We start from the raw sequence: 13,429 nt of genomic DNA on the forward strand, positions 1-13,429 counted from the left end.
TTGGAGACTAGTGCTGGTTCTACTGGAAAATCTGATGTTTTAGTGACAGTTCAGAGAATAAAGGGAGACTTGAAAATCGAACTGAAATCGACTCTGAAAAACTTATATTCTGAAAGCCAGAAACTGATAATTAAAGACACAGTGAATAAGCTGAAAGAGGATCATCTCCTTATATCTGTAGAGGATAATCAGGCTCTGGATTTTGTTCTGAAAGCCCGCCTGAAAGCAGCTGTATCGGCCTTGCAGAGAACGGAGGAATCATCATGATCTCATGGCTGTATGTGCCTGGAAATTCACCGGGAATGATGCTTAATGCAGCTCTTTATGGCGCTGATGGACTTGTTTTAGACTTGGAAGATTCTGTGGCTGCTGAGAAGAAAGAAGAGGCTCGTTTTCTGGTCTCACAGGCTGTCATGGATTATGATTTCAATTCAGTAGCACTGGCTGTCAGAATTAATGATATGGAGAGCCTCTGGTGGGAGGAAGATCTTAATCTACTCATTGATTCGGGTGTAAGGCTCTTCAGAATCCCCAAGATGGAATCAATCTCTCAAATCCATACGTTAGAAGATATTTTAAATCATAAGGAAAAAGAGTTCCGGCTTCAGGAAGGGGATCTCGGATATCATATGATATTGGAAACCCCCCGGGGAGTGGAAGAATCATATAACCTTTCCTGTGAGGCGAAACATGCCAAGGCTCTATGCTTTGGTGCTGAGGATTTCTGTGCTTCCATGGGATCTCAAAGACATCAGGATCTCCTGCGCTATCCCCGCAGTCGTATTGCCAGCAGCGCAGCAGCTGTAGGAATTGAGTCCTATGATTCCATCTGGGCAGCCTTCAAGGACCAGGATGGACTAACTGAAGATGCAAAAATAGCCAGATCTTTGGGATTCACAGGTAAATCACTTATCCATCCTGATCAGATTGATATTGTTAACCGTATCTTCATGCCTGATAAAGAAGAAATTGAATGGGCCAGGAATGTCCTGAAGTCTCTGGATCAACCGGAAAACACAGGAGCATTCAGTTTAAAAGGAACGATGGTGGATACTCCAGTAATCAAAAGAGCCCGAAGAATCATCAGCCGTTTACAGGAGAACACTCAGTGAAAGAATGGGTGAAACTGGAACAGGCTATTCAAAATTCAGGATTGAAAGAAGGAGACCGCATCAGCTTTCATCACCATCTTCGTATGGGAGACAGAATTGTAACTCTTATTCTGCCTATTCTGAGCAAAATGAATTATAAAAATCTTACCCTCAGTGCTTCTTCATTATTGGGCCCTGCCTGTGAAGCTGTTCTCACAGGGATAAAGATGGGGACAATAGCGCAGCTTGAAACAACTGGATTAAAACCTCCATTATCTACTTTTTTGGAGAAAGGAGATTTGGGAATCCCTGTGATTTTTAGAAGTCATGGCGGGAGGGCCAGATCCATAAGCAGTGGAGAAAGTCCTGTAAATTTGGCTTTTTTGGCAGTTTCAGCAGCTGACAGATCGGGTAATGGAAATGGTACTCAGGGACCAAACCGATTCGGATCTCTTGGATATGGTCTTGTGGATGCCCGATGGGCGGAACAGGTTATTCTTCTTACTGATACTATTCTCGAAGAGGGATTGAAGCAGATAAGCATCCCGTCAGAGCAAGTTGATCAGATGGTGCTAATTCCTCAGATAGGAGTTCGAAAGGAGATCACAGGTGGATCTCTGCGGACAACTGTTAAGCCCCTTGAATCTCTGATAGCTCTTAAGGCTCTTGAGGTTCTTATAGCTGGTGGAATGATAAAAGAGGGATTTAATTTCCAGGCGGGAAGCGGAGGTATCAGCCTGAAGTTGTCATCTCTGGTGGCTCAGTATATGAGAGAAAATCATATACAGGGAGGATTTGCTTCCGGGGGTGTAACAGCATCTCTTGTCAAACTGCTGCAGGAGGGATTATTTCAGACTCTCTATGATGTACAGAGTTTTGATGATGAGGCTTCCTTTTCGCTGGGACAGGATAATCAGCATATTGAGATGTCTGCTTCCCGCTATGCCAATCCGGATTACAAAGATTGTATTGCTCATCAACTGGATATCATGATCCTTTCTGCTACAGAAGTTGATTGTAATTTCAATGTAAATTCCCTTACAGGCAGTGATGGCAGATTCATTGGCGCTTTAGGGGGAGCTCCTGATACTGGAGAGGGATCAAAAATCACCATGGTAGTTCTTCCCTCTTTCAGGGCTAGAATACCAAGTATAAGAGAGAAGGTTCATACGGTCTGTACAGAAGGGAAATATATTGATCTTATTGTAACAGAGCGTGGTTTTTCAGTGAATCCAAAGAATAAAGATCTTATGGAAATTCTTGAAAATCAGGGACTTCATTCAGTTCCCATTAAAAGCCTGATGAATAGGATATATGAGATAACGGGAGTTCCTCAATATCCTAAATTAACATCTCAGAAAATCGCTGTTGTAGAGGATCGTCACGGCAAGATTCTGGATACCATATTTAAGTCTGACTGCTTCTGATTTTCTAGTATTTTAAAAGTCTCATCTGGATATAATCTTTTATCTCCTGCCAAACCTAGATAATTATTGGAGTTTGAAAGAAGAGTTGTAAAGCCAGGCATCCTTTCTCCCAGGTCGGAATATGCAGCTTCTCATTGGGACCATGCATATTATCTTCAGGGAGTTGGAATCCTGTCAGTAGAACCTCTACATTCAACCTTTGTTGCAGGTACTCTGCCATAGGGAGAGATCCACCACTACGGGTTAACAGGGGTTCTGTTTGCCATACGCTTTTTAACGCCTCTTTCAGTCCCTGTGCTGCCGGGGAAAAAGGATCACAAACAGTACCTTTACACCCGATCCAACTCTCAAGGCGCCAGTTTACAGCGTCGGGAACTGTGGCATCCAGATGTTTTTCCAATAGTGTTTTTATCTTAGCGGGAAGTTGATCTGGAACCAGACGAAAGTAGAGAAGGGCAGAAGCCTCGGGTGAAATTGAGCTGGACATCCCTGAAACCTGCAGATCTACAACCTCTAATATGGGTCGTATAACACTTCGCTCCAATGGTGTAAAACCCAGCTCACCCCAAAGGTGTTTAACACCGGTCTCTCTCCTGAAAAAATCTTCATTCATTGGAAGTTTTGCTAAAAGAGTCCGCTCTTCTTCACCAATGATATTAAGGTCTTCGTAAAATCCGGGTAGAGTCACTCTGCCAGATTCGTCATGGAGACCTGCGATCACCTTACAAAGGGCATGGACAGGATTCAGAACCACACCTCCGAATTCTCCACAATGCAGATCATGGGCCGGGCCGGAAATAATCAGTTTTCCTCCTGTAATCCCCCGGCAGCCGTAAACGATAGAAGGAAAATCTGCTCCCACCATCCCTGCATCGACATTGAGAACAAGATCACATTCCAATATTGCGGTATTCTCCTGGATGAATCCATCAAGAAGACTGCCATCCGATTCTTCGGCTCCTTCGAAAAGGAAGCGGTAATTCCAGGATGATTTGTGGTTTTCTAGGCAGTTGTCCAGAGCCGCAAAGAGAGCCAGAATTTGACCCTTCATATCTGTAGCCCCCCGGCCATAGAGGTTTTCACCACGCCGTTCCGGCCGGAAGGGAGGGGACTCCCATAAATCTTCGGGTCCCGAGGGTTGGACATCATAATGACCGTAAAGGAGTAGAGTCGGTGCTTCCGGATTTCCGCAGAACAGATCACCCGTTACCATGGGAATTCCACAATAATCATGGGAACACACATTTTGTGCACCCATCCCGGCAAGACGCTTTTCCAACCAGGAAGATGCTTCAACCAGATATTTACGGCAGGCTGGATCAGCAGAAATGGAAGGAATCGCAATGAACTCCATGAGTTCGCTCATATAATAGTCAGTATCTTTCATGTTTGACTTTTCTCCTATCACTGCATATTACCTGGCCAGACTTCCTATTGGATCCCAGGGGCTCAAAATGATCGCTTCGGTTTTAAGCATCTTTAACTGTTCATCTGACAGGTATTTTTTGTGTATCACAACCTGATATGTAAATTGATCAAACCAATCGTCACTCATAACAAAAAAACCTTCATTGCCGCGATCTTTTCCCCAGCTGTTTTCTACCTGCCAGCGATCGGGATTCCCATTCTCATCTATATTAACCCCGGTAAAGACCATCGCATGAGTCATCAGACTCTCACCGTAATCAAGCCGTTCCCCTTTGCTCATGGGGAAATCAGTCGAAAAGAGTTCTGCATAATTGTATGCATTCATAGCCAGTATCCCCAACTCTCTATTGGAATACTTATCCACATCTGCACCAAACCAGACACATTCCCCCTGTTTTAATTGTTTGAGAGCTAATTTTTTAAGTTCATCTGAAGGCAGGTTTAGATAAAGAACTGGATTTCCATCTTTGACATTACCTAGATATTGGACTGTGAAGGTCTGGTTATATGGTTTATCAGCAGTGGGAGCATTGATGATGCTGACATACTGATCCAGATCCAGGCCGATATATTGCTCATAGAATTCTTTGGGTTCAATATTGGATATTCTGATGAACTTATCTTCTTCATCCCTTGTTTCATAGCTAAAAACCCGAGGTGGTTCACCCAGGGATATACAGAGTATCCTGTATATGATATTCAGCATTTTCTCTTTTTGGCAACGTAAGTCGTTAATTGATTTCCCGCTTGCAGATTCTTTTCTTAGTTCACAGGCAAATCCTCTGAGTTTGGTCGTCAGCAGTTTATTCATCTGTTCTGTTTCAGAAGATGATTTACTTTCCGGCATTGCCTCTTTTGGAACGACGCCATACTTTCTGATAATGTTGGAGAACATATCCCACTGGCCACCGTCGGCAAGAGGGTCCTTTAGAAGGAAACTGAGAACTCTACTATCTATGTCCTCAGTCATTGTGCTGATTATATTTTCCAGAAAATAATTTGATTTCTCTAATTTATCCCAAAAAAGGGGATAGGATTGGGACAGTTCCATATTCTTGATATTCAGTTTTTTCATGATTTCAAGACGCATGATATTTAAGGCTGCAAACATCCAGCATCTACCAGATTTTTTCTGATTTGTAATTTCACCAGCATTTATAGAAATTGAAAAATTAAAAGAGTTTTCAACTTCGCATTCTCTGGAAGAGCAGCAATCCTGAATCCCATTTTTTACAACAGAATTCAGGAGAATCGAATGCTTTTCAGAATCATTAAAAGTCTTTTTAAAGTCATGTATCGATTCAAATTTAATAGTTTCATTCATATTTTACACCTGATAATTTAGTTCTACCATACAATGTCCATTGACCTCTGGTATGATTATTATTTGCTTTCCATTCTTTTCAGTGACTGTCAGTTCAGGGCCTTCCGGGACAACTCTTACTTTCTGAATCTTAACATCTAATGAGAATGTAACTTCCAGATTATGAAGAGCTACTGTATCTTCAATAATATCAAATTCCCGTGCACTCCGTTCTGATACATATCCCAAAGCATGAAGAATAAAACGCTTTTGTTCAGACTGCCTATTTATGGTCATTAAAATCCAGGAGGGACCGTTATGTGAGATCATCTGACTGTTTATCAGCCTATGAATTGCATTTTGCACCAGGGTTTTATACCACTTGGGATGTTTTTGGGCATAGGTATGAAAGACCGGATGAATAAAATGGATGTGGCCGCCCTTCTGGACGACTGCGGGATATCCTCCAGCAAAAGTACTGGGAGCATGTTGATGTGAACAGAAGTGCTCCCAGGAACGATTAAAAAATGGTTCATGTACATGCTCCAGGACTTCCCCGGATGTAAGTTCAATACATTCTCCCTTCTCATACATGACATATTCCACATTCTCTAATCCCTGATGCAGTTTACCATCAGGAACAATGAAATCAGGAGAGTAGGGCGATGGACCTGTGGGTGAAAATCCCCAGTCAATTTCGGTATTATGAAGTGATTTGAAGGATGAAATGACCTTTCCTCCCTGTTCAAGATAGTCTTTTAATCCTATAGCAAATTCATTGCTCATCTCCACAAGATCTGGAAGTATGACCAATGCATATTTAGAAAGATCCTCGGTCTGGTCTATTACATTAAACTGCTGCCCCGACTCCGTAAGTAAACGGCAGACTCCCTCAATTTCAGCCGAGAAATACCCTGAGCTGTCTCCCCAGAATCCATCGGGTGAAACTACAGCCATCTCTACAACCGGTTCTGCACCAAAACACCAGGGTTCCTTTTTTTCGACACTCTCATAAACATTTCCGATAGTTTTATAGGCTGCGGGATCCAACTCCCCAAAGGGATGAAGCTGGTCACCGATACTGCACCCGGCATCCAGGGCCAGGGATCGGAAGCATTCATATTCCAGGGCTCCCTGATTTCGCAGAGAATGGAAATCTCCCCATGATGTATGAAATTTACCTGTCATACCGAGAACTGGAACATTCAATGTCCGTGCATAGCGGGCAGTGATTGGGAAATCCATATATCCCCACCCTCCAGAAGGAAGGGATTCAAGTTCCAGATGGGTAAATCCACCGATTATGTCTCTGTGGGATGTTCTGACATGGGCATGGTTATAGTAAATCTTTATATCAGGTCTTACAGTTCTTAATGCGGAACTCACAACTTCTGTGAATTCTTTTATGACAGAAAGCATATATTTATTCCGGTCTGATTTTTCCTGTGGATTCAGTCCATCTATTACCATTCCTGCCTTACAATAGGCGCAGGAACACTCCTTAACATTGATAATATCCAGAAAGATCCCGTCGGCAGGATACATCTCCAATACTTCGAGAGCCTGCTCAATTAAGAAATCTCTATAAGGAGTATTCAGGCAGAGCTGCCGGTAGAATCCGGCTTCATAAGGTCCTGTGCCGACCAGCCGTCCCTTTTCATCCATAACAAGCCATTCGGGATGCTCAGTGGCGACCAGATGATCCCATTGAATAGGCAGATACACAGGAACTTTAATTCCTTTTTTGTGACAGGCTTTGATCTGTTCTCCCAGTAAATCAGCACATTTTAAATGAGGGTGAATCTTTTCCGGGAATTTATTTGATGGATAGTAGAGCCATCCATGATGTCCCCGTGAAAAACATGTAATGGAATTGACATGTGCTTCTTTGAGGGTTTCGGCAAACTTTTCAGCATTAAAATTTATTCCAATATCCGGAATTGATTCGCTGGTATGAAAATCCAGGTGAATTTGTCGTAAGAGTATGTTTTTCATTAGTTTATCCTTAGAACTTGTTATCCTTTAACTGCACCGGCAACAATTCCAGATTGAATCTTTTCCTGGAAAAGCATATAGAAAATTAACATTGGCAGGGTGGTCAGAATAATGGCAGCAAACAAGGGACCCATATCTACTGTCTTTTTCCCAACAAAATATAATAATCCAATGGAGACCGTGTATTTACTCTTCTCTGTAATGAAGAGCAATGCAAATATCATTTCATTGTAACAAGCCAGAAATGCAATAATGCCCGCGGTAGCCAGGGCTGGTTTAGATATGGGAAGCAGTATTTTAAAAAAAAGTTGAGGGGTATTACAGCCATCTATAATTGCCGCTTCATCCAGCTCTCTGCTGATCCCTTTCATGTACCCGGCTATAATAAATAAACCTTCAGGAAGACATATAGCAATATAAATAAAAATCAGAGTATAAAATGTGTTTGGTTTGAGGAGGTCTATTTTTGATACCATCTTCATCAATGGAACGAGAGTCGCATAGATGGGAAGAACTATTCCTGTCAGGAAAAATCCTAAAACTGCTTTATTATATTTATGCTTTTTTCGAGAGACTACATAAGCCAGCATACTCGCAAAAAGTAAAACACCGGCTGTAGAAAATGAAGCCAGGAGTATTGAGTTCATAATCGTTTGAAGTATATTGGCTCCGTATATGGCTACATAATAATTATGCCATACTGGATTTGAAGGAAATTTGAGCATTGATCCAAGTATTTCATCATTGGTTTTAAGGGATGAAAATATCGTAACTATAAAAGGGTAGAGGGTTATAATCGCCCACAGAATAGCGAATGTACCCAGTACCCAGTAGCCAATGCCCTGTCGGATTTGTTTGGCTTTTCCCATCATCAGTCATCACCTCTTGAAAACAATTTATTAGTAGTGAAACTTAAAAAAACTCCGGCGACCAGGAGAAATACACCAATTGCGTTGCCTACTCCAAAATTCCTATATACGAATGCCTCGTTATACAGCATGGTAGCAGGCATTTCAGAAGCCCGGTTCGGACCTCCTCCAGTCATAATAAAAACGAGATTAAAATGTTTAATACATCCTGTAATACACAGAATTGAGAAGATTTTGAAATACTCTTTCATCATAGGAAGAGTTATGTACCTGGTTTGATGCCATTCACTTGCCCCATCAATTTTTGCAGATTCAAATAGTTCCCCTGGAATTGCTACAATTCCGGCAGAAAATATAAGCATATTCAGCCCCGCAAAAGTCCATTCATTTACCAGTACAACGGAGATGATTGCCCAATCCGGGTCTCCCAGAAAATTAATTTCAGGGAGATGAAACCATTTCATGATTATTGGGACCAGACCGATATCAGGAAACAACAGATAGACCCACATGAGTCCGACGGCCGTCAGGGGTAGAACAACCGGCATAAAATAGGTTGTTTTGAAAATCTTTTTCAATCTATATTTCTTATTGATAATCATTGCCAATAGAAAAGATATGGGCATTAAAACGATAAAACCACCAGCCATAAACCAGAGAACATTTACTAAGGAGTGCCATAGGTTCGGATCTGAAAAAATCAACTGGTAATTCTTGATTCCAACAAATTTCATTTTGCTGATAGCAATACCATTCCAGGAAAAGAAGGACTGATGAACTGATTGAAGAAGTGGGATTATTATAAATGAAATAAACAGAAAAAGACCAGGAATGATGAAGATGATATCCCACCATTTTTGTTTGCTGCTTCCTACTACCATGAGCGACCCTTTAAGATAACCGGGATGCAGATACATCCCGGCTATAGAATTCTTTTTGTTATATTTTAGATTTAGAATGTCAGACTATTCAGCGTTAACAACACGCATAATATCTGCAGCACACTCTTCGGGAGTTCCTCCTACAAAGAGACCCTGGAGAGCATTTCGTACGGCATCAAGCATTTTAGTATTTACATCATAATTTTGAATGTCTGTTTTAAATACTTCTGACATAGTCATCTTTTCTGATACGATAGTAGCGAGGGGAGATACAACTGATGAATCACCCTCAAACATTACTGGATAAACACCACCCTTAGCTGCGGCCTGCTTTTCTGCCATCAGTTTTGGTGAAGTCAACATCTTGACGAGTTCTACAGCGGCATCAATTTTGTCCTGATCTTGGGTATTAACTACAGAGACACCACCATTGTTTCCACCCTGCCAATGACCGTAAAATTCTTTTTCTAAATAGGGGAAGGGAAAAAATCCTACATCTGCGGAAATCTTGCTTTCATCAATGGGAGATATTGCCCATGTTCCGTCAAAATGCATTGCTGATACTTTATTATGGAAATCGGCTCTGGCCATTCCTGCATCTTTATTGATGGTATTAGGTCCAAAATATCCCTTCTCATTAAAATCATAAATCAGTTGATACAGTCTCATCATTTCAGGACCATCATAGGCGATTTTTCTGGAACCTAGATCCATAACACCCTGTGCTCCGATTGATTTCATGACTAGATTGTTCAGGAAATGACCGGCACGATAGGGATCTTTCTCACCCAGAGACATTGGATCATAACCAGCTGTTATAAGTTTGTCACAAACAGCAGTAAACTCATCCATAGACTCAGGTATTTCTAAATTAAGCTCTTCAAAAATAGCAGTATTATAATATATACCTACACAGTACATATCTGTAGGAACTCCAAATTGTCCAGGAAAGCCATCATACTGCCAGTCTCCCAGAACATTTACGAATGAATCGCGCCATTCAGGGTCAGCATCTAAATAGGGCTGAAGATCTACGAGCAATCCACTTTCAACATAATCTTTGTCCCGTGCACCACCATAATCTTCAAATATATCAGGAAATTCACCAGTTGCAATCCGGGTTCTGAGTTTGTCATAATACGATTTTTCTTCATATACGAAATCGGCATTAACTGTAATACCATTTTCTAATTCAGAAAATCCCAGTACTGCATCTCTTGTTACAACAACTGAGGGTGTATCACCTGCCCAGGTTGCAAGAACCGTGATCTCCACATCCTTAGCTGGTTTTGCATCGGTGGATTCCTGACTACCATTTGCAAAAATCATGGTAGAAATGAGTGATAGCCCCAAAACAATTAAACATAGCTTTTTCATAAAATATATCTCCTTGTATTTCATGCCATCAGTATAGCAATCAAATTTTCAGAAAGACATGGAAATATATAAGCTCTTATACTAAGAATTCTCAGGTTTATTATTAACTGTGTTTTCATTTGATTGTAGGGTAGCTTTCTGGAACGCAGTGGGAGACAAGTCGAATTTTCTCTTAAAGCACTTTCCAAAATAAAACTGATCCTGAAACCCGACTATCTGAGAGACTTTTTTACATGAAAGATTTGTTGTATTTAAAAGTTCCCGGGCTCTTTCGAGGCGTAAAGAACAGAGATACTCAGTTACTGATATCCCCACATCTTCTTTAAATTTGGTACTGATATAGTTCGGGTGGGCAAATACATTGACTGCTATTGAATTGAGGTTTATGGAAGAACCATAGTTCTCCTCCAGATACTGCTTAATCCTGGTGGATAAATCCAGCTCTGCTCTCTCATTGTTTACTGAATATGTTTTTTGAATCAATGCTTTTAACCAGCTGGCGAATTCAGATAGTGTGGAGAACTGTTCCAGAATCCATATCGGGGAATGATCACTCAACATGACTCCCGATATATGATCAGATTTACGGAGTAAAAGTCCCTTCATCATATATAGATAATACTCGAGGTTGGCAGGTGATTTTAGCTCAGTCAGTTCTATTTCAATGAGTTCAATAATTTCAGAGATTTTATTCTTCTGAAGCAAATTTCTGTTCTGCTGATCAATTGCCTGTATTTTGTCCTTATCCACCTTTAAATAATCTTCACCAATATAAAAATGTTTATTCGGGGAAAAAAATCTATGAAGCAGAATCCTGCGAAGAAAGTGAAACGATTCACGCAGCTCTTTTTCTGAGTGACAGGGAGCCCCCATAGCCGCATAACAGTCTGTAGTACAGAGATCTGTAATACCCTTTCTATAAATTTTGAAAAATACGAGTTTTATATCATTCTCAATTTGATACACATCTTCGTCAATTCCAATCCAGCTCCCTTTTTTATAGATCATCAGCATCCTGATGCCCTCTGGATATTGAAGGAGGGACGCTAATTCCATACTCATCTCAGGATGAATATCGTTGTTTGAAAAAAAATGGTCGATAAAGCTGCCGTCTTTAATCATTTCATTTTCTCTTTTAAGAGACTCCATCTCTTTTTCTTCTTCTATTTCATCCATGAGTTTATTAAGAACTTCAATCAATTTCGTTGTATCAAGGGGTTTCAGAAGATAATCACTGGCATTGTTTTTCAAAGCAGACATGGCATAGTCAAATTCACTGTATCCTGTGAGGAAAATGAATTTCACACGAGAATCATTTACTCGTATTTTTTCAAGTAACTCCGCACCATTCATAACTGGCATAAAAATATCAGATATAATGATATCCGGTTTTGTCTTCTTGTATAGTTCATAGGCTTGAAGCCCTGTTTCCGCCTGGCCGACAACATCAAAACCGGCTTTCTTTACATTTAACTCGAGGCGTTCCCTGATGATGTATTCATCATCCACAATAAGAACTTTATTTTTCTCAGTGAATTCCATTAAATTTTTATCTCCCAGGGTAAATGAATCTCAGCAGTTGTTCCTGATCCCATTTCTGAGGAATATTTTAAGCCATGTTGAATTCCAAAATGCAGTTTAAGTCTCTGGTCTGTAGCATATACACCGATGTGTATTGGTTCCCCGGCACTCGTTTTTCGTTCTGTTTTAAGTATATCATCAAGAATTTCCCGGCTCATACCTAAACCCGAATCATGTACTCTTAATATCAATCCCTGCTCATTTTCTATGCAATCAATCCTGATGTTAAGGGGTTTCCCAAATAAATCCATGCCATGTTGAATGGCATTCTCGGTCAATGGTTGAAGGGTGAGTTTCACAATTTGCTTTTCATAATACTGTTCCGGGACATCAATCTCCAATCTGATTCTATTGTTGCATCGTACATTTTGAATTTTTATATACAATGATACAATTTTTAATTCCTGTTCCAAGCTGATTAAGAGATTATCAGTGGAAAGTATAGAGCGGTAAAAATCGGCTGTATCCTGGATTAGTGAGAGTGAATCATCGATTCTTCCCAATTCGATTAACCCACATACATTTTCAAGGATATTATTTAGAAAATGAGGTTTAATCTGGGACTGAAGCAAAGCAAGCTCATACTGTTTTATTTGAACATCCCTTTTTCGTTCGAATTCAGCCGCCTCAGCAATACGGTCAATCATATGATTATATTGTTTCCCTAATTTGCCAATTTCATCTAAAGCATGAATCGGTACATACTTTCTGGATACTAAATTATCCATAGTGGATATTGAATGCTCCATTTCAATAATGGGTTTCATGATTGATGTTGATAATCTGAATGAGAGAAAGACGGTGCAAACGAGTGCTATAATCCCGATAATTAAAAAATTGAATTTCATTTCTTTGGCAGGAACAAGTAAGACAGCTTTGGGAACTTCGTTGACAATAATCCAGTTTTTTTCCGGGATAGTCTTCGTATGACATAGTATTGAATCATCAAATAAAGATGCTTTATTCAGATTTTTTTTAAGAAAATCAAGTTTTGAGGGTTCCATAGACTTTAATATTCTACTCTCATCGTCATGAACTATGATGATTCCTTCTTTGTTAATGATATACAGTGATCCATTATCTGAAAATAGTGTATTTTCAATTGAACTATTAAATAATTTCACAGGAATAAAGGATTCCAGAAATCCCAGCTTTTTTCCGCTTTTCCCGAAATATATTTTACGGTAATAGGGTAGGAGAAAGTTATTTGATTGATTGGAATAAAATGGAAGCCCCCAAATTTCACGATTATTTGGTGTAAGCTCAGATTCAAGAGTTTTAATATGATCCTGAAAGAATGGGCTTGTCTCCAGAGAAACGTTTGAACTGAAATAAATATCATAGGCTCCATCACAGCTGTCCAAGATAATTTGAAAGGGGTTTTATAAAAGCCGATCTCCGTTTATTCTTAAGTCGACTAAAACAATACAACAAAAGGAAATCGGCTATGAGTCATCATACTACAACGTTTGGACAG

11 protein-coding genes are annotated in these 13,429 nt (G+C 40.2%); 3 read left to right on the forward strand and 8 right to left on the reverse strand.

The window, feature by feature from the left end; genetic code table 11:
• From DV872_RS22845 to DV872_RS22855, 3 genes are read left to right on the forward strand one after another with little or no spacing between them, the layout of a single operon-like run.
• Positions 1–267 (forward strand): citrate lyase acyl carrier protein, encoded by a 267-nt coding sequence (locus DV872_RS22845; RefSeq protein WP_158547125.1) that lies wholly within the window; start codon positions 1–3, stop codon positions 265–267.
• A complete protein-coding gene (locus DV872_RS22850) occupies positions 264–1,112 on the forward strand; it encodes a CoA ester lyase (protein ID WP_114632285.1) in 849 nt (282 codons plus the stop codon). The genes DV872_RS22845 and DV872_RS22850 overlap by 4 nt, the downstream gene beginning before the upstream one ends.
• Complete coding sequence (locus DV872_RS22855; protein WP_158547126.1) at positions 1,109–2,518, forward strand: citrate lyase subunit alpha; 1,410 nt, start codon at positions 1,109–1,111, stop codon at positions 2,516–2,518. Before DV872_RS22850 ends, DV872_RS22855 begins: the two co-directional genes overlap by 4 nt.
• Before the next feature lie 55 nt (positions 2,519–2,573).
• Here DV872_RS22855 and DV872_RS22860 read toward each other — a convergent pair whose 3' ends face one another.
• The 8 genes from DV872_RS22860 to DV872_RS22895 form a co-directional block, all read right to left on the reverse strand.
• A complete protein-coding gene (locus DV872_RS22860) occupies positions 2,574–3,905 on the reverse strand; it encodes a M20/M25/M40 family metallo-hydrolase (protein ID WP_114632287.1) in 1,332 nt (443 codons plus the stop codon).
• Positions 3,906–3,932: 27 nt separating this feature from the next.
• Positions 3,933–5,270 carry an aminopeptidase C gene (locus DV872_RS22865; RefSeq protein WP_114632288.1) on the reverse strand — a complete coding sequence of 446 codons (1,338 nt, stop codon included), beginning with the start codon at positions 5,268–5,270 and terminating at the stop codon, positions 3,933–3,935.
• 3 nt (positions 5,271–5,273) lie between these two features.
• Positions 5,274–7,244 carry an alpha-amylase family protein gene (locus DV872_RS22870; protein WP_114632289.1) on the reverse strand — a complete coding sequence of 657 codons (1,971 nt, stop codon included), beginning with the start codon at positions 7,242–7,244 and terminating at the stop codon, positions 5,274–5,276.
• Positions 7,245–7,264: 20 nt separating this feature from the next.
• On the reverse strand, positions 7,265–8,116 hold the full coding sequence (locus DV872_RS22875) for a carbohydrate ABC transporter permease (protein ID WP_114632290.1): 852 nt from the start codon (positions 8,114–8,116) through the stop codon (positions 7,265–7,267).
• Entirely contained in the window at positions 8,116–8,994 is an 879-nt protein-coding gene (locus DV872_RS22880) for a carbohydrate ABC transporter permease (protein ID WP_114632291.1), read from the reverse strand. The genes DV872_RS22875 and DV872_RS22880 overlap by 1 nt, the downstream gene beginning before the upstream one ends.
• An 84-nt stretch (positions 8,995–9,078) precedes the next feature.
• A complete protein-coding gene (locus DV872_RS22885; RefSeq protein WP_158547127.1) occupies positions 9,079–10,371 on the reverse strand; it encodes an ABC transporter substrate-binding protein in 1,293 nt (430 codons plus the stop codon).
• An 81-nt stretch (positions 10,372–10,452) separates the two neighbouring features.
• On the reverse strand, positions 10,453–11,913 hold the full coding sequence (locus tag DV872_RS22890) for a response regulator (protein WP_114632293.1): 1,461 nt from the start codon (positions 11,911–11,913) through the stop codon (positions 10,453–10,455).
• Complete coding sequence (locus DV872_RS22895; RefSeq protein ID WP_147283248.1) at positions 11,913–13,076, reverse strand: sensor histidine kinase; 1,164 nt, start codon at positions 13,074–13,076, stop codon at positions 11,913–11,915. The genes DV872_RS22890 and DV872_RS22895 overlap by 1 nt, the downstream gene beginning before the upstream one ends.
• Positions 13,077–13,429: the final 353 nt, after the last annotated feature.

The sequence above is a fragment of the Oceanispirochaeta sp. M1 genome (assembly GCF_003346715.1).
Classification (GTDB): domain Bacteria; phylum Spirochaetota; class Spirochaetia; order DSM-2461; family DSM-2461; genus Oceanispirochaeta.

What these genes read in the sequence shown, in the direction of transcription:
- DV872_RS22850 (WP_114632285.1), top strand. Translation starts at nt 264, where the DNA reads ATGATCTCATGGCTGTATGTGCCTGGAAATTCACCGGGAATGATGCTT.
- DV872_RS22860 (WP_114632287.1), bottom strand. Translation starts at nt 3,905, where the DNA reads ATGAAAGATACTGACTATTATATGAGCGAACTCATGGAGTTCATTGCG.
- DV872_RS22865 (WP_114632288.1), bottom strand. Translation starts at nt 5,270, where the DNA reads ATGAATGAAACTATTAAATTTGAATCGATACATGACTTTAAAAAGACT.
- DV872_RS22870 (WP_114632289.1), bottom strand. Translation starts at nt 7,244, where the DNA reads ATGAAAAACATACTCTTACGACAAATTCACCTGGATTTTCATACCAGC.
- DV872_RS22875 (WP_114632290.1), bottom strand. Translation starts at nt 8,116, where the DNA reads ATGATGGGAAAAGCCAAACAAATCCGACAGGGCATTGGCTACTGGGTA.
- DV872_RS22880 (WP_114632291.1), bottom strand. Translation starts at nt 8,994, where the DNA reads ATGGTAGTAGGAAGCAGCAAACAAAAATGGTGGGATATCATCTTCATC.
- DV872_RS22885 (WP_158547127.1), bottom strand. Translation starts at nt 10,371, where the DNA reads ATGAAAAAGCTATGTTTAATTGTTTTGGGGCTATCACTCATTTCTACC.
- DV872_RS22890 (WP_114632293.1), bottom strand. Translation starts at nt 11,913, where the DNA reads ATGGAATTCACTGAGAAAAATAAAGTTCTTATTGTGGATGATGAATAC.